Source organism: Mesorhizobium sp. B2-3-15, assembly GCF_006442875.1.
GTDB classification, from domain to species: domain Bacteria; phylum Pseudomonadota; class Alphaproteobacteria; order Rhizobiales; family Rhizobiaceae; genus Mesorhizobium; species Mesorhizobium australicum.
This window is the reverse complement of record NZ_VFVO01000009.1, coordinates 147,015-163,328: the sequence shown is the minus strand read 5'-3', so window position 1 is coordinate 163,328 and position 16,314 is coordinate 147,015. Positions and strand designations below refer to the sequence as shown.

Below are 16,314 nucleotides of genomic sequence, written 5' to 3'. Positions count from 1 at the left end.
TGGACGACCCAAAATGGTCGGGAGGCGAGGCGGCGCGGCCGCTCTCCCTCCCAGCAGGAGGAAGCGCATCATGCGCCCATCAGCATCTCTCAAGACTGCAACGCTTGCCGCAATTCTCATTGCCGTCCCGCTCGCCGGCGCCTATGCCGCGGGCCACCACAAGGGTGCTCTCGACGCGACCGCCCCCACCGACATGGCAGGCCCCCGTGTCGAGGCGCTCGTTCAGCAGGTCCAGGGTGTTCATCAGGGCATCGTCGACGCCAGGCAAGCCAACCACATCACCCCGGCCGTCGCGGAGCGCCTGGAAATGCGCACCGCCCGCATCAGTCAGGTCGCCGAGAGGATAGCCGCGTCGGATCACGGCAGGATCCCGGCCGCGCAATATCATGACCTGCTGCGCCGGCTCGACAATGTGGATCAACGTCTGATGGTCGACACCGGCAGCGGTTTCCTGATGGGTGATGGTGCCGACGGCGGGAACTATCCGAACGGCTGAGGGCTATTCCGGCCTGCAAACGTCCTCGGGGAAGGGACCCATTGACGCCTTCGGGACCCCAATCCGCTGGCGTCCTTTTTCTTTCCTTACCAGCCCATCCTGCCTACCAACCGAGCCAGGCCGCGACCAGGGCGACCACCGCCGGCACGGTCTGGATGTACAGGATCTTGCGGCCGACCGTCGCCGCGCCATAGAGACCGGCAATGGCCACGCACAACAGGAAGAAGACCTCGACCTGGAAACCGGCGGCGCCGAGGTAAAGCCCCCAGATCAGGCCGGCGGCGAGAAAGCCGTTATAGAGACCCTGATTGGCGGCGAGCACTTTGGAGGCACCGGCGAATTCCGGCGTCAGGCGGAATGTCTTGTGCCCGCGCGGCGTGTCCCAAAGCACCATCTCGAGATAGACGATGTAGACATGGATCAAGGCCACCAGCCCGACCAGGATGTTGCCGATCATTCTGCTCCCCCTTCATCCGTCGCCGGCAGCATTTCATGCCCAACCTCGCTTGCGCAAGCTGCATCTGCCGGATGGCATCCGAGGGTTGCCAATGCTTTTGCGTTGGTGTCTTTTCGCCCCGTCCTCAACCACGGAAGCCGCCATGTCCTTTCACAAACTCGACGATCTCGGCCACAAGCTCGAAGCGCTTGAGCATGCGCTGGCCATCCTCGGCGCCGATGAGGCGACCCACATGGCCGTCGGTGGTGGCGAGAAGCGCGCCGAGGCGATGGCGGCCCTTGCCGGCATGTATCACACCAGGGCGACCGCGCCGGAAATATCGGACTGGATCGCCGCGGCCGAAGGCGAGGCATTGGACGATGAGCAGCGGGCGGCTCTCGCCGAGCTGCGGCGGCAATACACCAACCTGACCTGCCTGCCGGTCCAATTCGTCGAGCGCCAGACGACGGCGCGCATGCGCTGCGAGCAATTGTGGCGTGCCCTGCGCGCCAAGAACGATTGGGCGGGTTTTCAGCCGGCGCTTGAAGGCGTGGTGGCGCTGGTGCGCGAAGAGGCCGCCCTGCGCTCCGACGTGCTCGGCCTTGCCCCCTATGACGCGCTGATGGAACAATACGATCCCGGCAATCGCACGGTCGACATCACGCCCGTCTTCGCCGACCTCAAGGCCTTCCTCAAGGGCTTCGTGCCGGAGGCGCTGGCGATCCAGGAAGCGCGGCTGCGCAAGCATCCGCTGAAGCCGCTTTCGGGTACCTATGCCATCGACCGGCAGCGCGAACTCGGCCTTGCCATGATGGCGGCGGTCGGCTTCGACCTGACGCACGGCTCACTGTCGGTGTCGCACCATCCGTTCTGCGGCGGCGTGCCCAGCGACGTGCGCATCACCACGCGCTACAAGACCTCGGATTTCCTGTCGGCGCTGATGGGCGTGCTGCACGAGACCGGTCATGCGCTCTACGAACAGAACCTGCCCAAGGCGTGGGCTCACTGGCCGCTCGGCAAGGCCCGCGGCATGGCAGTGCATGAAAGCCAGAGCCTGTTCGTCGAAAAGCAGATCGGCCGCAATCCTGCCTTCTGGCGCTGGGCGCTGCCGGTGGTGGAGAAGCATCTCGGCGAAGCCTGGTCGCTCGACGATATCCTGCCGCATGTGCATCGTGTCGAACGTGGCCTGATCCGCGTCGACGCCGACGAGGTGACCTATCCCTTGCACGTCATCCTTCGCTACGAACTGGAGCAGGAGCTTGTTTCGGCCAGCCTCGAAGTGGCTGATTTGCCCGAAGCCTGGGATGCCAGGATGCGCGACTATCTTGGTCTCTCGACCATCGACAACCCCGCCGACGGGCCGATGCAGGACGTCCATTGGCCGGGTGCCGCCTTCGGTTATTTCCCGTCCTATACGCTGGGCGCGATGATGGCGGCGCAGCAATGGGCCGCGCTGACGCGCGAGCATCCTTCAGCCGACGAAGATCTTGCAAAGGGGAATTTCGAGGCGATCAACGATTGGCGCCGCGAGAAAATCTGGTCGCAGGGGTCGCGCTGGTCGACGCCGGACCTGCTTGAGCGCGCCACCGGCGAGAAGCTCAACGCCACGTACTTCGTCAACCATTTGAGGCAGCGCTACGGCGGCTGAGATGCCGCCTGGGACGACAATTGTCCTTACGCCGAGGCGAACTGAACCTACTACTCCGCCGCGCCCCTGAAGGCGCTGGCGCCGGTCTCGAACTGCAGCTTGGCGAGCCTGGCATAGATGCCGCCCTTGGCGACCAGGCTCTGATGCGTGCCTTCCTCGACGATGCGGCCGCCATCCATCACCAGGATCCTGTTGGCCTTCAGCACCGTCGCCAGCCGGTGGGCGATGACGATGGTGGTGCGCCCCCGCATCAGCCGCTCGAGCGCGGTCTGCACCAGTGTCTCGCTTTCGGCGTCGAGGGCCGAGGTGGCCTCGTCGAGCAGCAGGATCGGCGCGTCGCGCAGGATGGCACGTGCAATCGCCACACGCTGGCGCTGGCCGCCGGACAGCGTCACGCCACGCTCGCCGACCTGGCTGTCATAGCCGTTCTCGAGCCTAAGGATAAACTCGTCGGCCAGTGCGTCCTTGGCCGCGGCCTCGATCTCGGCCTCGCTGGCGCCTGGCCGGCCGAAGCCGATATTGTCGCGCGCGCTCGCCGCGAAGATGGTGACGTCCTGCGGCACGATGGCGATGCGCTGCCTGACCGAAACGGGATCGGCTTCGCGCACGTCGACGCTATCGACCAGGATCTTGCCTGTCTCGGGATCGTAGAAGCGCAGGATCAGCGAGAACACCGTGCTCTTGCCGGCACCCGAGGGGCCGACGATGGCGACCGTCTCGCCGGGCATGACTTGAAAACTCAGGCCGTGGACGGCGGCGCGATCGGGCCTCGCCGGATAGGAGAAGGACACATTCTCGAAGATGATCGCGCCCTTGGCAACCGCCGGCAGCGGCTTCGGATCGGCCGGCGCCTGGATCGCCGGCGTCTCGGCCAGAATCTCGGTCAGCCGTTCGGCGGCACCTGCGGCTTGCGCGAGTTCGCCCCAGACTTCCGACAGCGCGCCGAGCGCGCCAGCGGCGAACACCGAATAAAGGAGGAATTGGCCAAGCGTGCCAGGCGATATCGTGCCGTCGAGCACGTCGCGCGAGCCGAACCACAGCACCGCCACGACCGAGGAGAAAATGGTGAAGATGGCAAAGAAGGTGAGGAAGGAGCGCGCGAAGATCGAAGCGCGCGCTGCCTCGAAGGCCGCTTCCACCGCGCCCGAGAATCGTCCGGTGACCAGTCTCTCATTGGTGAAGGCCTGCAGCGTGCGCACCGCGCCGATCTGCTCGCTGGCATAGGCCGTCGCGTCGGCAAGCGTGTCCTGGGCCTGCCTTGACTTGCGCCGCACCGAGCGGCCGAAGGCGACCAGCGGCAGCACGATCACGGGGATCGCCCCGATGACCAGGCCGGAGAGTTTCGGGCTGGTGACGACCATCATGCCCACCGCGCCGAGGCCGAGGATGACATTGCGCAGCGCCACCGAAGCGGTGGCGCCTACCGCCGACTTGACCTGCGTGGTGTCGGCGGCGAGCCGTGACACGATCTCGCCCGACTGGGCGGTGTCGAAGAAGGCCGGCGACAGCGTCGTCACATGGGCAAAGACATCGCGCCTGATATCGGCGACGACGCGCTCGCCGAGCGTGATGACGAAATAGTAACGGCCGGCCGACGCCGCGGCCAGCACGGCGGCCATCGCCACGAGGGCGCCGAAATATTCGGCGATGAAGGTGGTGCTGGCCGACGAGAAACCGTGGTCGATCATGCGCCGGACAGCCAGCGGCAGTGCCAATGTCGTTGCCGCCGCGATGGCCAGTGAGATAAGGGCGCCGATGATCAGCGTGCGATATCCGGCGATATACGGAAACAGGCGCCTGAGCGGCTTGAGCGAGCGTCGGCGCTCGTCTGCGCTGCTTGATTGCGCCATCTGGGTGTTTCCTCTAGCCACTTCAGCCTATGCGCCTCAATATGCGCTTGCCGCGGCCTTGTGATTCAATTCCGGCTGATGTATAGGCACGCCGACCGTTTTAGAAGCCGTGGCTCCTCAATAGCTGCGGCTTCGAGTTTTAAAAAGAGGCGCATCGACGCAGGCTTATGCCCGTCCGCCGCGCCTGCAAGCCAGGAACAGAGCCATGAAGAGCGCAATCCATCCCGACTACCACACCATCAAGGTCGTCATGACCGACGGCACCGAATACACGACCCGTTCGACCTGGGGCAAGGAAGGCGATACGATGAACCTCGATATCGACCCGACCACCCACCCGGCCTGGACCGGCGGCCAGCAGACCCTGCTCGACCGCGGCGGCCGCTTGTCGAAGTTCAAGAAGCGTTTCGAAGGTTTCGGCCTCTAAGGCGAAGAGCTTTTCGCGGATCAAAAAGCCCGCCCTTGTGGCGGGTTTTTTGTTGCTTGGCCGAAGGCTGGGTCTTCGGCCCTATTCGGCCAGCAATTCCCTGAGTGCCATGCGCTTGTAGGCCGCGACCAGCCTGTCACCCTCCTGCCTGTCGACCGAGATCGCCAGCCGCATGGCCGCCTCGCCCATCTGCCAGACCAAGAATGCCGTCGTGTCGAGCGCCACCGGATCGGCATCGGGCCGAAGGCGTTTGAGTACCGCGATCAGAAATTCCGCGTTCGCGCGGCTGTCGGCGAGTTCGAGCTGGCGCAGCGCCTTGTCGGCCTGCGTGCCCGACCAGATGTCGCGCATCACCGGCTCGGCCAGGAACAGCTCGTAGTAAATATCGACCAGCTCCGAGAAAGCCTGCCGCAGGCCTTTGGCGTCGCTGACATCCCTGAGTGCCGCCGAGATACAAGCCTGGCTTTCCGCTGTGTAGCGTTCGGCCAGCGCCCAGACGATCGCCCTCTTGTCCGGAAAGAACTGGTAGAGCGAGCCGATCGACACCCCAGCCCGCTCCGCCACCTCGCCCATGCGCATTGCGTCGCTGCCTTGTTCGGCAATCAGCGCCGAGGCGGCGGCCAGCATGCGCTCGACCCGCTCGCGGCTGCGCTGCTGGCTTGGCGCCCGGCGCGGCGAACCGATCCGCTCGTTGGCTTGCGTGCCTTCCATGACCGTCTCCAACAAACGCGCCCGGCAAAATCGCCGGGAATGACTTGACTTACAAAATACGAGGGTTTATCAGGTTTTGCAAATGTGAGGAATGCTCATATTTTATAGAGAGCAAACCGCCGCAACCGGCGTCTGGAGCAACTGAGATGATCAAGCTTCTTCCAACCCTCACCTTCATTGCCGCGATCGGCGCGGGCGTCGTCGGTGGCGTGTTCTTCGCCTTTTCCAACTTCGTCATGGCGGCCCTTGCCCGGCTGCCCGTCCCGGCGGGCATCGCCGCGATGAATTCGATCAACGTCACGGTGATCACCCCGGCCTTCATGACAGCGCTGTTCGGCACCGGCCTCATCTGCCTCGTCCTCATTGCCGCCGCTCTCTTGGGCTGGAGCCAGTCGGGCACCTACTGGTTGCTTGCCGGCGCGGTGATCTATCTGGTCGGCAACCCTATCGTGACCATGGTCTTCAACGTGCCGCTCAACGATGCGCTCGCCGCCGTCGATCCGGCCAGCAGCAACGGCGCCGCCGTGTGGGCGAACCACCTGAGCCAATGGGTGATGTGGAACCACGTCCGTACCATCACCGCCATCGTGGCAATGGCCTGCTTTATATTCGCATTGCTCTGAAGAGGTCTAACGAGACGCAGAAAAACTCCTCAGGCGGGGTTTTTCTGCGTGTCACCCTTGTGGCCTTTGCGGTCGGCGTGACCGAGATCCCGATCCGGATCGATCACGTCGCGGACCAGCTGCTTGAGTTTCGCCGCGTCCGGAAAGCCGCCGTCGCGCTTGCGATCCCAGACCAGCACTTCATTGCAGGAGATGGTGAAGATGCCGCCGGTGCCCGGCACCAGCGTCACCTCGCCGAGATCGGTACCGAAGGTGGACAGCAGCTCCTGCGCCATCCAGCCGGCACGCAACAGCCACTGGCACTGCGTGCAATAGGTGATGCGGACGGCCGGCAACTCAGCTTTGCTCATGTCGGACGACCTTCGCTCACGCCGCGCTGAGCTTGGCCATCGTTTCGTCGTCGACTTCGAAGTTGGCGTACACGCTTTGCACGTCGTCATCGTCCTCGAGCGTGGCAACCAGCTTCATCAGCGACTGCGCCCGCTCTTCGTCGACCGGGACATTGTTCTGCGGCTTCCAGATCGCCTTGACCGATTCGGCCTCGCCGAGCGAGGTTTCAAGCGCCTTGGACACCTCGCCGAGAGTCTCGAAGGAGCAATAGATCGTGTGGCCTTCCTCGTCCGATTCGACATCGTCGGCGCCGGCTTCGATCGCCGCATCCATGATCTTGTCGGCGCTGCCGGCCGAGGCCGGATAGTAGATTTCGCCGGCGCGGTCCCACATGAACGACACCGATCCGGTTTCGCCGAGCGCGCCGCCGGCCTTGGTGAAGGCGGCGCGCACATTGGACGCCGAACGGTTGCGGTTGTCGGTCAGCGCCTCGACGATCACGGCGACGCCACCAGGCCCATACCCTTCGTAGCGCACCGCTTCGTAGTTTTCGGCGTCGCCCATCGAGGCCTTGTTGATGGCGCGCTGGATGTTGTCCTTGGGCATCGACACCGCCTTGGCGTTCTGGATCGCCAGGCGCAGGCGCGGGTTCATCGATGGGTCCGGCGTTCCGCTCTTGGCGGCGACGGTGATTTCGCGCGCCAGCTTGGAAAACATTTTCGACCGCACCGCGTCCTGACGGCCCTTGCGGTGCATGATGTTCTTGAACTGTGAATGGCCAGCCATGGCACCCCTGTCGTGTTCGGCTAGAGCGTCTTGCCGCGAGATGCGTCATCTCGCCTTTGCAAAAGGCTCGAATTCAATTTCAGAGCGTCCCGATGCGTCCGGGTGAACGTACGGCGCCCTGTGTCGGAATGGCCGGCTTATAGATAAATCGGCTCAATTCGTCCAGCCGCGCCGCGTTGCCGGGCACTCGGCATGCGGCGGCCCGGCAAGCAGGCTTTGCCCGGCCTTTGTCCTACCCTTCCAGATCGGACTTCAGCCGGTCGATGATGCTGAGCGCATGGCCGGCATACTGGCTGATCCAGCGGTCGTGTATCTGCTTGATCGGCAACGCATTGAGATGGTTCCAGCGCTCGCGTCCGTCGCGGCGCGCGACGATCAGGTCCGCCTCCTCCAGCACCTTGAGATGCAGCATGACCGTGCAGCGGTCGATATCGGGAAAGGCTTCGCACAGCATGCCGGTGGTCTTTGGCTCGTCTTTCAACCGATCCAGCATTTCGCGCCGGCGCGGATGCGCCAGCGCCTTGAAAACATTGTCGTCCTGCGATCGGCTTGACATGTTATATTTCTATAACATAACGTTGGCTCGTTCAAGCAAGGAGCTGTGGATATGTCTCTTGGATTCAGCGTTGCAGGGCGCATCGGCAAACCGGTCGCCGAAGTCTTCGACGCGGTCGTCAACCCGAAGAAGCTGAGCGGCTATTTCACCACCATCGGCGGTGCGAGCGCGCCATTGGTGGCCGGTTCGGCTGTCGTCTGGTGGGGCAAGGTGCCGGTCGAGGTCGACGAAGTGGTCAAGGACAGCCGCATCGTGCTGCGCTGGGATGCCACCGACGCCGTCGGCAAGCTCGCCTACAAAACCCGCATCGAGATGAATTTCGAGCCGCTCGACGATGGCGGCACCTTCGTCACCATCGCCGAGAGCGGCTGGCAGGAAGGCGCGGTCGGCCTGAAGAAGTCCTACCTGAATTGCGAGGGCTGGTCGCAGATGCTGGCCTGCATGAAGGCCTATGTCGAATACGGCATCAATCTGCGCGACGGCTATTACCGCAGCGAGATGAAGGGCGAACCCGCCAGCGAAAACAACATTTGAAAAACGGAGCCCAGTCATGACCGCGAAGATCACCGGCGGCATCAACATCGCCATGAAGGTGCCATCGCACCAGTACGAAGCGACGATCGCCTTCTACCGCGATGTCGTCGGCCTCAAGCCGTTCACAGCCAAGGCGCCGGCCATCGGTTTCGAGTTCGGTCCCAACAGGCTTTGGATCGACGAGGCGCCGACGATGAGCCAGGCCGAGATCTGGCTGGAGCTTTTCACGCGGGATTTTCCGGACGCCGCGGATCATCTGGCCAAGGCGGGAATTGTGCGTTGCGATGCCGTCGAGCCCTTGGACGCGGGTTTCCGAGGTGGTTGGATCACCAATCCGGCCAACATCATCCATATGGTGCGCGAACCCGACGCCTGGTGAGGGCGTATTCGAAAGGAGATCGCCATGGAAATCCGTGAGACACCGACAGCCGAAGCCGCCATGCTGATCCGGCGGCCGGTCGCTGAGGTTTTCGAAGCCGTCGTCGATCCGGCGATCACGACCAAATTCTGGTTCACCCATGGCAGCGGCCGGCTTGATGGCGGCAAACCGGTTCAGTGGGAGTGGCGCATGTATGGGGTCTCGACGACAGTCGAGGTCAGCGAGATCGTCAGGGACAAGAAGATCGTCATGACGTGGAGCGATCCGCCGACCACGGTGGTCTGGACCTTCACCGAAATGCCTGGCGAAGCGACATTCCTCGAGGTCCACAATTTCGGCTTTGCCGGCAATGGCGACGAGCAGGTGAAACAAGCGGTCGGCTCAACCGACGGCTTTGCGCTTGTGCTCGCCGGCGCCAAGGCCTGGCTGGAACAGGGCCTGACGCTCGGCTTGATGGGTGACCGCCATCCGAAGGGTGTTCCGGGGCACTAGGCTCGCCCCGGCCGACCAGTATCAGTGGCCGTCGCCGGTTTTCGCTTTCTTGCGCCGCCGCGCCAGCATGTTGAGCCCCTCGACCAGCGCCGAAAAACCCATCGCCGCATAGATGTAGCCCTTGGGCACATGATAGCCCATGCCGTCGGCGATCAGCGTCATGCCGATCATCAGCAGGAAGCCCAGCGCCAGCATGACGATGCTGGGGTTCTTGGCGATGAAGTCCGCCAGCGGTCCGGCCGCCAGCATCATCACGGTCACGGCCGCGATGACCGCGATATACATGATGGCGATCTCGTCGGTCATGCCGACGGCGGTGATGATGGAATCGATGGAGAAGACGAGGTCGAGCAGCAGTATCTGGAAGATCGCGCCGGCAAGCGAGATCTTGAGCGTTTCGCCCAGCATCGTGTCCTGATGGTCGTCGGGATCGACCGTGTGGTGGATCTCCTTGGTCGCCTTCCACACCAGGAACAGACCGCCGGCGATCAGGATCAGGTCGCGCCAGGAGAAGCCGTGGCCGAACGCCGTGAAGACCGGCGTCGTCAGTTGGACGATGACGGAAATGGTGGCGAGCAGCACCAGGCGCATGACCAGCGCCGCCGAGATGCCAAGACGCCGCGCGCGAGCTCTCTGCTCCACGGGCAGCTTGTTGGTGAGGATCGAAATGAAGATCAGGTTGTCGATGCCGAGCACGATCTCGAGCGCCACCAACGTCAGCAGCGCGACCCAGGCGGTCGGGTCGGAAACGAATTGAAAATGCGGCGCCAGGAATTCGATAAGCTGCATGGAGGTCGTCCCCTACGATCTAGAGCAGTGTCGCCGGCAATTAGGTACTGCGACCCCCTATATCAATGTCACGCCCAGAAGGACGGAGCCGTTTCTTCCAGCCTTGGCCCGCGACGAAACGGCGCGATCTTCTCGGTCAGCCCCGTGCGGTCGGAAATATCGACGCCGACGCCGCACAACGTCGCCGGTCCCGTCGCCGCCTCGAAACGCCCTTTCGGCACTTTCGACAGGAACCGGTTGAGCGGTTCTTCCTTGTCCATGCCGAGCGAGGAATCATAGTCACCGCACATGCCGGCATCCGACAGGTACCCGGTGCCGCCATTGAGGATCTGGTGGTCGGCGGTGGGCTGGTGCGTGTGAGTGCCGACGACGAGACTGGCGCGGCCATCGACAAAATGCGCGAAGCACATTTTTTCCGAGGTTGCCTCGGCGTGGAAGTCGATCACCACCGCATCCGCCTGCTCGCCGAGCGGACAGGCGGCAAGCTCGCGTTCGCCGGCCTGGAACGGGTCGTCGAGTTCCGGGTGCATGAACACCCGGCCCATAATGTTGGCGACCAGCACGCGCGCGCCGTTTTTGGCGATGTAGACACCGGAGCCGCGCCCGGGCGTGCCTTTGGGGAAATTGGAAGGCCGCAGGAACCGCTGCTCGCGCGGCGCGAAGGCCAGAGCGTCGCGCTGGTCCCAGACATGGTTGCCGGTGGTCACGACATCGCAGCCCGCCGCGATCGTCTCACGCAAGATCTCTTCGGTGATGCCGAAGCCGCCGGCCGCGTTCTCGCCGTTGACGATGACGAAATCGAGCTTGAAGTCGGAGATCAGGCCAGGCAGTTGTTCCCATACCGCGGTGCGGCCCGTCTTGCCGACCATGTCCCCGAGGAAAAGAAGTCGCATCTATGCCTGATCCCGAAAAGTTGCATGACTTTTCGGCAAAGATCATGCGTTTCAAAGAACTATCTACAATTTTGGCGCAAAGCGGCGCAACCCGCTCTCGGTGAGTATTTCCGGGATGACCACGTCATGGGGTTCGTCTGGAACTTGCGAAACTTCTTGGCAGTCGAAGGCGATGCCGATCAGCCGGGGCGCGAGTCCCTTGTCGACGAGCTTCGCGATCGCCCGGTCGTAATAGCCAGCGCCATATCCGATGCGGTGACCGCGCGCGTCGAAGGCGGCGAGCGGCACCAGCACGACCGAAGGATCGAGAACTTCGGCCTCGGCATGCGGCCCGACCGTGCCAAAGCCCATGTCGACCATCGGCGCGCCGCGAACCAGTTCGCGAAAGACGATGGTGGTCTTGTCGAGAATGGCAGGCAGGCAAAGCCGTGCGCCCTTCTCTCGCAAGGCGAACATCAGCGGCCTGACATCGACCTCCGAGCGCATCGGCCAGAAACCGGAGACGATCTGACCGGGCCCGATCTCCAGATGGTCGCGCGCCGTCTCCGCCATTTCGAGCGCAGCCTCCACCCGCCAGAATGCATCGAGGCCGTCGCGGCGGGCGAGCGCCTCGAGGCGCAGCTTCTTCTTCAAGTCTCTGGGAGAGGTCATGCGGCCAAGATAGAAAAGGTCAGAGCTGTGCGGGGTCTCAAGTGCGACGTTTTCCACCGCATCATCCACCAAGATGCGTGGACACGTTGCGACAAGTGACGATCCACACAACCGGTGGAGAGAGCGATCCCGGGAACCTACAAAGTAGGTGGGCGCCGTGTGAGAAAACCCACGGGTCTTCCCAGGGACAGCTCCCTAAGGATCGTTAAGGCCCCGGGGAAAATGTTCTCCTGCCGGGAAGCACAGACCGTCCTGCCCAATATAGGCCGCCGGTGTCTCAAGCGCCAGTGACGCAGGCAGTCTCGGCGGCTTTATTCGCCATCCGCACCGCACCCTTGCACAGCCGCGGCGGCGTCCTTACGGTCGCGACGACCAACCAAGGAGCAAAAATGCGTTTCGAAGGCACGGCGGCCTATGTCGCCGACAAGGATCTGATGGTGGCGGTCAACGCGGCGATCGCGCTGGAGCGGCCCTTGCTGGTCAAGGGCGAGCCCGGCACCGGCAAGACGGAACTCGCCCGCCAGGTGGCGGCGGCACTCGGCCTCGACCTGATCGAGTGGCACGTCAAATCGACGACGCGGGCGCAGCAAGGCCTCTACGAATACGATGCGGTGTCACGGCTGCGCGACAGCCAGCTCGGCGATGTCAGGTTCAACGACATCAAGAACTACATCAAGCGAGGCAAGCTTTGGGAGGCATTCGCGGCCGACAAGAAGGTCGTGCTTCTGATCGACGAGATCGACAAGGCCGACATCGAATTCCCCAACGACCTGCTGCAGGAACTCGATCGGATGGAGTTCTTCGTCTACGAGACCGGCGAGACCATCCGTGCCGCCGTTCGCCCGATCGTCATCATCACCTCCAACAACGAGAAGGAGTTGCCGGACGCTTTCCTGCGCCGCTGCTTCTTCCACTACATCCGCTTCCCCGACGTCGACACGCTGCACAGAATCGTCGACGTGCACTATCCCGGCATCAAGCAGAACCTGGTGCGCGCGGCCCTCACCCAGTTCTATGAAATTCGCGACGTGCCAGGCTTGAAGAAGAAGCCATCGACCTCCGAGGCGCTCGACTGGATCCGCCTGCTGGTCGCCGACGACATCGCGCCGGAGGATTTGCGCGCCGACCCGAAGAACGCATTGCCCAGACTGCATGGCGCCCTGTTGAAGAACGAGCAGGACGTGCATCTGTTCGAGCGGCTGGCATTCATGGCGAGAAGACAGCAATAGGGCAGCGCTTTCCCGGCTGTGGACCGTTGCCGCGGGCCAAAGAGAAGGTCAGCTTCGGCCAGAACCCTTCGGAGGAGATAAAATGTCTGAGATCGTTGTCCGCCCGCTCGCGCAATCCGACCACGCCGACTGGCACCGCCTGTGGACCGATTATCTGACCTTCTACGAAACCAAGCTGCCGGAAGAGGTCTATGCCATCACCTGGAAGCGGTTATTCACCGAAGGCGAGTTCGAGCCGAAGGGTTTTATCGCCACATCGGACGGCAAGGCCGTCGGTCTCACCCATTATCTCTACCACCGCTCCGGCTGGTCCGAGAAAAACAACTGCTACCTGCAGGATCTGTTCGCCGACCCGGATGTGCGCGGAAAGGGCATCGGCGCGGCCCTCATCGAGGCGGTGAAGCAGGAGGCCGGCAAAATCGGCGTGAAGAACGTCTACTGGATGACGCACGAAACCAATGGCACCGCCCGCAAGCTCTACGACCATGTCGCGCGCAGGACGGGCTTTATCGAGTATGATTTGCTGTAACCGGCCATGTTCATCCCCTTCTTCCTCGAGCTGAAGGCAGCGCGCGTTCCCGTCTCGCTCAGGGAATATCTCTCTCTGCTGGAGGGGCTGGACGCCGGGCTGGTCGATTACGACGTCGAGGGTTTTTATTATCTCGCCCGTGCCGCTTTGGTGAAGGACGAGCGCCATATCGACCGCTTCGACCAGGTCTTCGCGCATGTCTTCAAGGGCGTCGAGGCACTGGGCGGGCCGGATGCGGTCCACGTCGCCAATATTCCCGAGGAATGGCTGCGCCGGCTCGCCGAAAAGCACCTGACCGAGGAAGAGAAAAAGCTGGTCGAGGCGCTGGGCGGTTTCGACAGGCTGATGGAGACGCTAAAGCAGCGGCTCGAGGAACAGAAGGGCCGCCACCAGGGCGGTTCGAAATGGATCGGCACCGGCGGCACCTCTCCCTTCGGCGCCTATGGCTACAACCCCGAAGGCGTGCGCATCGGCCAGAACGAAAGCCGCAACCGTCGCGCGGTGAAAGTCTGGGACAAGCGCGAGTTCCGGAATCTCGACGATGCGGTCGAACTCGGCACCCGCAACATCAAGATCGCGCTGAAGCGCCTGCGCCGCTGGGTGCGCGAGGGCGCCGAGGAAGAATTCGACCTGCCCGGTACCATCCACGCCACCGCCGAGCACGGCTATCTCGACGTCCAGACACGGCCCGAGCGCCGCAATGCGGTGAAGCTCCTGATGTTCTTCGATGTCGGCGGCTCGATGGACGATCATATCAAGAGCGTCGAGGAGCTGTTTTCCGCCGCCCGCGCCGAATTCCGCCAGCTCGAATATTTCTATTTCCACAACTGCCTCTACGAAGGCGTGTGGAAGGACAATCGCCGCCGCCATGCCGAGACGATCTCGACCTTCGATCTCATCCACAAATATGGCCCCGACTACAAGGTCATCGTCGTCGGTGATGCCTCGATGAGCCCATACGAGATCGCCCACCCAGGCGGCTCGGTGGAACACTGGAACCCCGAGGCCGGAGCCGTCTGGCTCGGCCGGCTGCTGCGGCAATGGCCGAACGCGGTGTGGCTTAACCCCGAGAACGAGAAGAACTGGGGCTTTACTCATTCGATCGCGATAATCCGTGACATCTTCGGCGGCCGCATGTTCCCGTTGACACTGGCCGGACTGGAGGGCGCCACGAGGCAATTGTCGCGCAAACATTGAGATATCCGGAGCGGTCGGACTGGGCAGGTCTGTAACAAACCCCTATCTTGTTGCGAATATCCGGTTGCAACCAAGAACGAGCCGCCAAGGCTGAGGAGATCAAATGGACACCCACACCTACCCCGTCACCCGCACCGACGCCGAATGGCGCGCCCGGCTGACGCCGGAGCAATACGCCGTCATGCGCAACCATGGCACCGAGCGGCCGGGAAGCTGTGCCCTGCTGTACGAGAAGCGCGCCGGTACTTTTTCCTGCGTCGGCTGCGACCAGCCGCTGTTCCAATCCACGCTGAAATTCGAGAGCGGCACCGGCTGGCCGAGCTTCAACGATCCCGTGCCGGGCTCGGTCGAGAACACCGTCGATCGCAGCTACGGCATGGTCCGCACCGAATGCCATTGTGCCCGTTGCGGCAGCCATCTCGGCCATGTCTTCGAGGACGGCCCGCCGCCGACCGGCCTGCGCTACTGCATCAATGGCGTGGCGCTGAAATTCGAGCCGGCCGGCTGAACAACGCGTCGTGAATGCTTGCCAAGGGCGGCTCCGGCCGCCTTTTTCGTGCGGGCAGCTTCGTCAGACGACGATCGTGGCGATCAGCCAGAGCGCTGATCCCAGCATGAAGAGGGAAGCCCTGGCACCACCGGCCTTCTCAGCCGTGCGCCAGACCGCCAAAGCCAGGAAGATGCTGTAGGGCACCGGTGCGAAATGCACCGCAAGGACAAGGCCGAGCGGCATCTTCAGCCCAAGCAAGATCAGCGCCCCGGCAGACGACGCAATATTGATCGCGGTTCCGACAAGCATCATGTCGCGCCAGAACAGCCGGTCGATCGGCACCTCGCCAAGCCAACGCGAGCGGAAGAAATCCGCGATCACTTACCCCTGCCTCAGCACTTCGGTCACGGCGCACTCGACCCGCGAGCATTCCGTCACCAGCCAGTCGGTCATGGCAGGCCAGTTGTCCTCGGCAAAGCAGTTGACGCGCCACATCGAATTGATGCCAAGGCCTTCGCAGCTTTGTTCCGGCCTGAGCTTCAGCCTGTCTTCGATCGCTGGTCGGAACGGCTTCAGCCGCGACCAGCTTTGCGTGGCGCCGAACTTCTCGTTGCGGCCGAAGAAGACACCGACATGGTTCTGCGCCGGCGCGACATACATGGAAAGTACCAGAGCGAAATCGGGCAGTCCGCGCTGCCAGAACCAGGGTCCGCGTCGCGCCAGCCGGGCTCTTTCCTCCGGATGCCGTTCGGCAAACAGCGACCAGAAGCCGCGATGGCGGAATTCCGAGGCGCGGCGGCCGCCGAAGTCGAATTCGCTCATGGTTCGAACCGTATCTCCGGCAACCGCGTCGGGCACCGGCCGGTTAGTCTTACACCATGCCGAGGGCGGCCATGTATAGATCGAGGATGGCGTCCTCCTCCTGGCGCTCGGCCTGGTCCTTCTTGCGCAGACGGATGATGGTGCGGATTGCCTTGGTGTCGAAGCCGGTGCCCTTGGCTTCGGCGAAGACTTCCTTGATGTCGTCGGAGATCGTCTTCTTTTCTTCCTCGAGCCGCTCGATGCGCTCGATCAAGGCACGCAGCTGGCCGGCGGCAACAGTCTGGCTGGTCTCGGTGATATCGTCGGCCATGTTTTCTCCAAATCGGTTCCGCGCCGCGACTCGGGGAACGTGCCGCGACGAATTTCAGCGGTTCGATGCCCGACCGGAGCCGGCGGGTCAAGCCGTTATCGAACAGCTCGCCAAGGCCTGCCGTCATGAGCCGACA

23 protein-coding genes and 1 other RNA gene are annotated in these 16,314 nt (G+C 63.1%); 11 read left to right on the top strand and 13 right to left on the bottom strand.

Going from position 1 to position 16,314, the window contains the following annotated elements; genetic code table 11:
- Window positions 1–70 precede the first annotated feature (70 nt).
- On the top strand, window positions 71–496 hold the full coding sequence (locus FJ954_RS19645) for a hypothetical protein (RefSeq protein WP_140662632.1): 426 nt from the start codon (window positions 71–73) through the stop codon (window positions 494–496).
- Window positions 497–599: 103 nt separating this feature from the next.
- On the opposite strand, the gene FJ954_RS19640 is transcribed toward FJ954_RS19645, so the two are convergent.
- Window positions 600–953 carry a DUF1304 domain-containing protein gene (locus FJ954_RS19640; RefSeq protein ID WP_140662630.1) on the bottom strand — a complete coding sequence of 118 codons (354 nt, stop codon included), beginning with the start codon at window positions 951–953 and terminating at the stop codon, window positions 600–602.
- Between the two features lie 142 nt (window positions 954–1,095).
- Here FJ954_RS19640 and FJ954_RS19635 point away from each other — a divergent pair, with 142 nt between their 5' ends.
- Window positions 1,096–2,580 carry a carboxypeptidase M32 gene (locus FJ954_RS19635; protein WP_140662628.1) on the top strand — a complete coding sequence of 495 codons (1,485 nt, stop codon included), beginning with the start codon at window positions 1,096–1,098 and terminating at the stop codon, window positions 2,578–2,580.
- A gap of 50 nt (window positions 2,581–2,630) precedes the next feature.
- Here the strand turns inward: FJ954_RS19635 and FJ954_RS19630 are convergent, their stop codons facing one another.
- Window positions 2,631–4,430: an ABC transporter transmembrane domain-containing protein gene (locus tag FJ954_RS19630; RefSeq protein ID WP_140662626.1), complete on the bottom strand. Its 1,800-nt coding sequence runs from the start codon at window positions 4,428–4,430 to the stop codon at window positions 2,631–2,633.
- A gap of 205 nt (window positions 4,431–4,635) precedes the next feature.
- On the opposite strand from FJ954_RS19630, the gene rpmE reads away from it, so the two are divergent.
- Complete coding sequence (rpmE, locus tag FJ954_RS19625; protein WP_010912060.1) at window positions 4,636–4,857, top strand: 50S ribosomal protein L31; 222 nt, start codon at window positions 4,636–4,638, stop codon at window positions 4,855–4,857.
- An 81-nt stretch (window positions 4,858–4,938) separates the two neighbouring features.
- On the opposite strand, the gene FJ954_RS19620 is transcribed toward rpmE, so the two are convergent.
- Window positions 4,939–5,568, bottom strand: a complete 630-nt coding sequence (locus FJ954_RS19620) for a TetR/AcrR family transcriptional regulator (RefSeq protein WP_140662624.1) — start codon at window positions 5,566–5,568, stop codon at window positions 4,939–4,941.
- Window positions 5,569–5,714: 146 nt separating this feature from the next.
- Here FJ954_RS19620 and FJ954_RS19615 point away from each other — a divergent pair, with 146 nt between their 5' ends.
- The gene (locus tag FJ954_RS19615; RefSeq protein ID WP_140662622.1) at window positions 5,715–6,191 is read left to right on the top strand and encodes a DUF1772 domain-containing protein; all 477 of its coding nucleotides are present in this window, start codon (window positions 5,715–5,717) and stop codon (window positions 6,189–6,191) included.
- Window positions 6,192–6,220: 29 nt separating this feature from the next.
- On the opposite strand, the gene FJ954_RS19610 is transcribed toward FJ954_RS19615, so the two are convergent.
- The 3 genes from FJ954_RS19610 to FJ954_RS19600 all read right to left on the bottom strand — a co-directional run bounded on the left by FJ954_RS19610 (window position 6,221) and on the right by FJ954_RS19600 (window position 7,863).
- Entirely contained in the window at window positions 6,221–6,541 is a 321-nt protein-coding gene (locus FJ954_RS19610; protein WP_140662620.1) for a SelT/SelW/SelH family protein, read from the bottom strand.
- Between the two features lie 16 nt (window positions 6,542–6,557).
- Window positions 6,558–7,307: a YebC/PmpR family DNA-binding transcriptional regulator gene (locus FJ954_RS19605; protein WP_015315237.1), complete on the bottom strand. Its 750-nt coding sequence runs from the start codon at window positions 7,305–7,307 to the stop codon at window positions 6,558–6,560.
- 232 nt (window positions 7,308–7,539) lie between these two features.
- Window positions 7,540–7,863 (bottom strand): helix-turn-helix domain-containing protein, encoded by a 324-nt coding sequence (locus tag FJ954_RS19600; protein WP_140616621.1) that lies wholly within the window; start codon window positions 7,861–7,863, stop codon window positions 7,540–7,542.
- A 51-nt stretch (window positions 7,864–7,914) separates the two neighbouring features.
- Between FJ954_RS19600 and FJ954_RS19595 the strand changes: the two genes are divergently transcribed.
- Genes FJ954_RS19595 through FJ954_RS19585 form a run of 3 tightly spaced genes read left to right on the top strand, consistent with a single transcriptional unit; the run spans window position 7,915 to window position 9,268 of the window.
- Window positions 7,915–8,397 carry an SRPBCC domain-containing protein gene (locus FJ954_RS19595; RefSeq protein ID WP_140662618.1) on the top strand — a complete coding sequence of 161 codons (483 nt, stop codon included), beginning with the start codon at window positions 7,915–7,917 and terminating at the stop codon, window positions 8,395–8,397.
- A gap of 16 nt (window positions 8,398–8,413) precedes the next feature.
- Window positions 8,414–8,776, top strand: coding sequence for a hypothetical protein (locus FJ954_RS19590; RefSeq protein ID WP_140662616.1), 363 nt, complete (start codon window positions 8,414–8,416; stop codon window positions 8,774–8,776).
- A 24-nt stretch (window positions 8,777–8,800) separates the two neighbouring features.
- The gene (locus tag FJ954_RS19585; protein ID WP_140662614.1) at window positions 8,801–9,268 is read left to right on the top strand and encodes an SRPBCC family protein; all 468 of its coding nucleotides are present in this window, start codon (window positions 8,801–8,803) and stop codon (window positions 9,266–9,268) included.
- 21 nt (window positions 9,269–9,289) lie between these two features.
- On the opposite strand, the gene FJ954_RS19580 is transcribed toward FJ954_RS19585, so the two are convergent.
- From FJ954_RS19580 to ssrS, 4 genes are all read right to left on the bottom strand, one after another.
- Window positions 9,290–10,057 (bottom strand): TerC family protein, encoded by a 768-nt coding sequence (locus FJ954_RS19580; RefSeq protein ID WP_140662612.1) that lies wholly within the window; start codon window positions 10,055–10,057, stop codon window positions 9,290–9,292.
- Between the two features lie 68 nt (window positions 10,058–10,125).
- On the bottom strand, window positions 10,126–10,950 hold the full coding sequence (locus tag FJ954_RS19575) for a YmdB family metallophosphoesterase (RefSeq protein WP_015315231.1): 825 nt from the start codon (window positions 10,948–10,950) through the stop codon (window positions 10,126–10,128).
- Between the two features lie 63 nt (window positions 10,951–11,013).
- On the bottom strand, window positions 11,014–11,601 hold the full coding sequence (locus FJ954_RS19570; RefSeq protein ID WP_140662747.1) for a 5-formyltetrahydrofolate cyclo-ligase: 588 nt from the start codon (window positions 11,599–11,601) through the stop codon (window positions 11,014–11,016).
- A 96-nt stretch (window positions 11,602–11,697) separates the two neighbouring features.
- A non-coding RNA gene (gene ssrS, locus FJ954_RS19565) (6S RNA) lies at window positions 11,698–11,853 on the bottom strand.
- Between the two features lie 137 nt (window positions 11,854–11,990).
- Between ssrS and FJ954_RS19560 the strand changes: the two genes are divergently transcribed.
- The 4 genes from FJ954_RS19560 (at window position 11,991) to msrB (ending at window position 15,064) form a co-directional block, all read left to right on the top strand.
- Window positions 11,991–12,830 (top strand): MoxR family ATPase, encoded by an 840-nt coding sequence (locus FJ954_RS19560; RefSeq protein WP_140662610.1) that lies wholly within the window; start codon window positions 11,991–11,993, stop codon window positions 12,828–12,830.
- An 82-nt stretch (window positions 12,831–12,912) separates the two neighbouring features.
- Window positions 12,913–13,359, top strand: a complete 447-nt coding sequence (locus tag FJ954_RS19555) for a GNAT family N-acetyltransferase (RefSeq protein WP_140616616.1) — start codon at window positions 12,913–12,915, stop codon at window positions 13,357–13,359.
- 6 nt (window positions 13,360–13,365) lie between these two features.
- A complete protein-coding gene (locus FJ954_RS19550) occupies window positions 13,366–14,556 on the top strand; it encodes a VWA domain-containing protein (protein WP_140662608.1) in 1,191 nt (396 codons plus the stop codon).
- 103 nt (window positions 14,557–14,659) lie between these two features.
- Window positions 14,660–15,064, top strand: coding sequence for a peptide-methionine (R)-S-oxide reductase MsrB (msrB, locus tag FJ954_RS19545; protein WP_015315226.1), 405 nt, complete (start codon window positions 14,660–14,662; stop codon window positions 15,062–15,064).
- A 63-nt stretch (window positions 15,065–15,127) separates the two neighbouring features.
- Here the strand turns inward: msrB and FJ954_RS19540 are convergent, their stop codons facing one another.
- Genes FJ954_RS19540 through FJ954_RS19530 form a run of 3 tightly spaced genes read right to left on the bottom strand, consistent with a single transcriptional unit; the run spans window position 15,128 to window position 16,178 of the window.
- On the bottom strand, window positions 15,128–15,427 hold the full coding sequence (locus tag FJ954_RS19540) for a hypothetical protein (protein ID WP_140616614.1): 300 nt from the start codon (window positions 15,425–15,427) through the stop codon (window positions 15,128–15,130).
- The gene (locus FJ954_RS19535; RefSeq protein ID WP_140616613.1) at window positions 15,428–15,868 is read right to left on the bottom strand and encodes a hypothetical protein; all 441 of its coding nucleotides are present in this window, start codon (window positions 15,866–15,868) and stop codon (window positions 15,428–15,430) included.
- Window positions 15,869–15,917: 49 nt separating this feature from the next.
- Entirely contained in the window at window positions 15,918–16,178 is a 261-nt protein-coding gene (locus tag FJ954_RS19530) for a DUF2312 domain-containing protein (RefSeq protein WP_015315223.1), read from the bottom strand.
- Window positions 16,179–16,314 lie beyond the last annotated feature (136 nt).

What these genes read in the sequence shown, in the direction of transcription:
- FJ954_RS19530 (WP_015315223.1), bottom strand. Translation starts at nt 16,178, where the DNA reads ATGGCCGACGATATCACCGAGACCAGCCAGACTGTTGCCGCCGGCCAG.
- FJ954_RS19610 (WP_140662620.1), bottom strand. Translation starts at nt 6,541, where the DNA reads ATGAGCAAAGCTGAGTTGCCGGCCGTCCGCATCACCTATTGCACGCAG.
- FJ954_RS19640 (WP_140662630.1), bottom strand. Translation starts at nt 953, where the DNA reads ATGATCGGCAACATCCTGGTCGGGCTGGTGGCCTTGATCCATGTCTAC.
- FJ954_RS19635 (WP_140662628.1), top strand. Translation starts at nt 1,096, where the DNA reads ATGTCCTTTCACAAACTCGACGATCTCGGCCACAAGCTCGAAGCGCTT.
- FJ954_RS19580 (WP_140662612.1), bottom strand. Translation starts at nt 10,057, where the DNA reads ATGCAGCTTATCGAATTCCTGGCGCCGCATTTTCAATTCGTTTCCGAC.
- FJ954_RS19575 (WP_015315231.1), bottom strand. Translation starts at nt 10,950, where the DNA reads ATGCGACTTCTTTTCCTCGGGGACATGGTCGGCAAGACGGGCCGCACC.
- FJ954_RS19615 (WP_140662622.1), top strand. Translation starts at nt 5,715, where the DNA reads ATGATCAAGCTTCTTCCAACCCTCACCTTCATTGCCGCGATCGGCGCG.
- FJ954_RS19590 (WP_140662616.1), top strand. Translation starts at nt 8,414, where the DNA reads ATGACCGCGAAGATCACCGGCGGCATCAACATCGCCATGAAGGTGCCA.
- msrB (WP_015315226.1), top strand. Translation starts at nt 14,660, where the DNA reads ATGGACACCCACACCTACCCCGTCACCCGCACCGACGCCGAATGGCGC.
- FJ954_RS19560 (WP_140662610.1), top strand. Translation starts at nt 11,991, where the DNA reads ATGCGTTTCGAAGGCACGGCGGCCTATGTCGCCGACAAGGATCTGATG.
- rpmE (WP_010912060.1), top strand. Translation starts at nt 4,636, where the DNA reads ATGAAGAGCGCAATCCATCCCGACTACCACACCATCAAGGTCGTCATG.
- FJ954_RS19550 (WP_140662608.1), top strand. Translation starts at nt 13,366, where the DNA reads ATGTTCATCCCCTTCTTCCTCGAGCTGAAGGCAGCGCGCGTTCCCGTC.
- FJ954_RS19620 (WP_140662624.1), bottom strand. Translation starts at nt 5,568, where the DNA reads ATGGAAGGCACGCAAGCCAACGAGCGGATCGGTTCGCCGCGCCGGGCG.
- FJ954_RS19645 (WP_140662632.1), top strand. Translation starts at nt 71, where the DNA reads ATGCGCCCATCAGCATCTCTCAAGACTGCAACGCTTGCCGCAATTCTC.
- FJ954_RS19630 (WP_140662626.1), bottom strand. Translation starts at nt 4,430, where the DNA reads ATGGCGCAATCAAGCAGCGCAGACGAGCGCCGACGCTCGCTCAAGCCG.
- FJ954_RS19585 (WP_140662614.1), top strand. Translation starts at nt 8,801, where the DNA reads ATGGAAATCCGTGAGACACCGACAGCCGAAGCCGCCATGCTGATCCGG.
- FJ954_RS19605 (WP_015315237.1), bottom strand. Translation starts at nt 7,307, where the DNA reads ATGGCTGGCCATTCACAGTTCAAGAACATCATGCACCGCAAGGGCCGT.
- FJ954_RS19535 (WP_140616613.1), bottom strand. Translation starts at nt 15,868, where the DNA reads ATGAGCGAATTCGACTTCGGCGGCCGCCGCGCCTCGGAATTCCGCCAT.
- FJ954_RS19570 (WP_140662747.1), bottom strand. Translation starts at nt 11,601, where the DNA reads ATGACCTCTCCCAGAGACTTGAAGAAGAAGCTGCGCCTCGAGGCGCTC.
- FJ954_RS19595 (WP_140662618.1), top strand. Translation starts at nt 7,915, where the DNA reads ATGTCTCTTGGATTCAGCGTTGCAGGGCGCATCGGCAAACCGGTCGCC.
- FJ954_RS19600 (WP_140616621.1), bottom strand. Translation starts at nt 7,863, where the DNA reads ATGTCAAGCCGATCGCAGGACGACAATGTTTTCAAGGCGCTGGCGCAT.
- FJ954_RS19555 (WP_140616616.1), top strand. Translation starts at nt 12,913, where the DNA reads ATGTCTGAGATCGTTGTCCGCCCGCTCGCGCAATCCGACCACGCCGAC.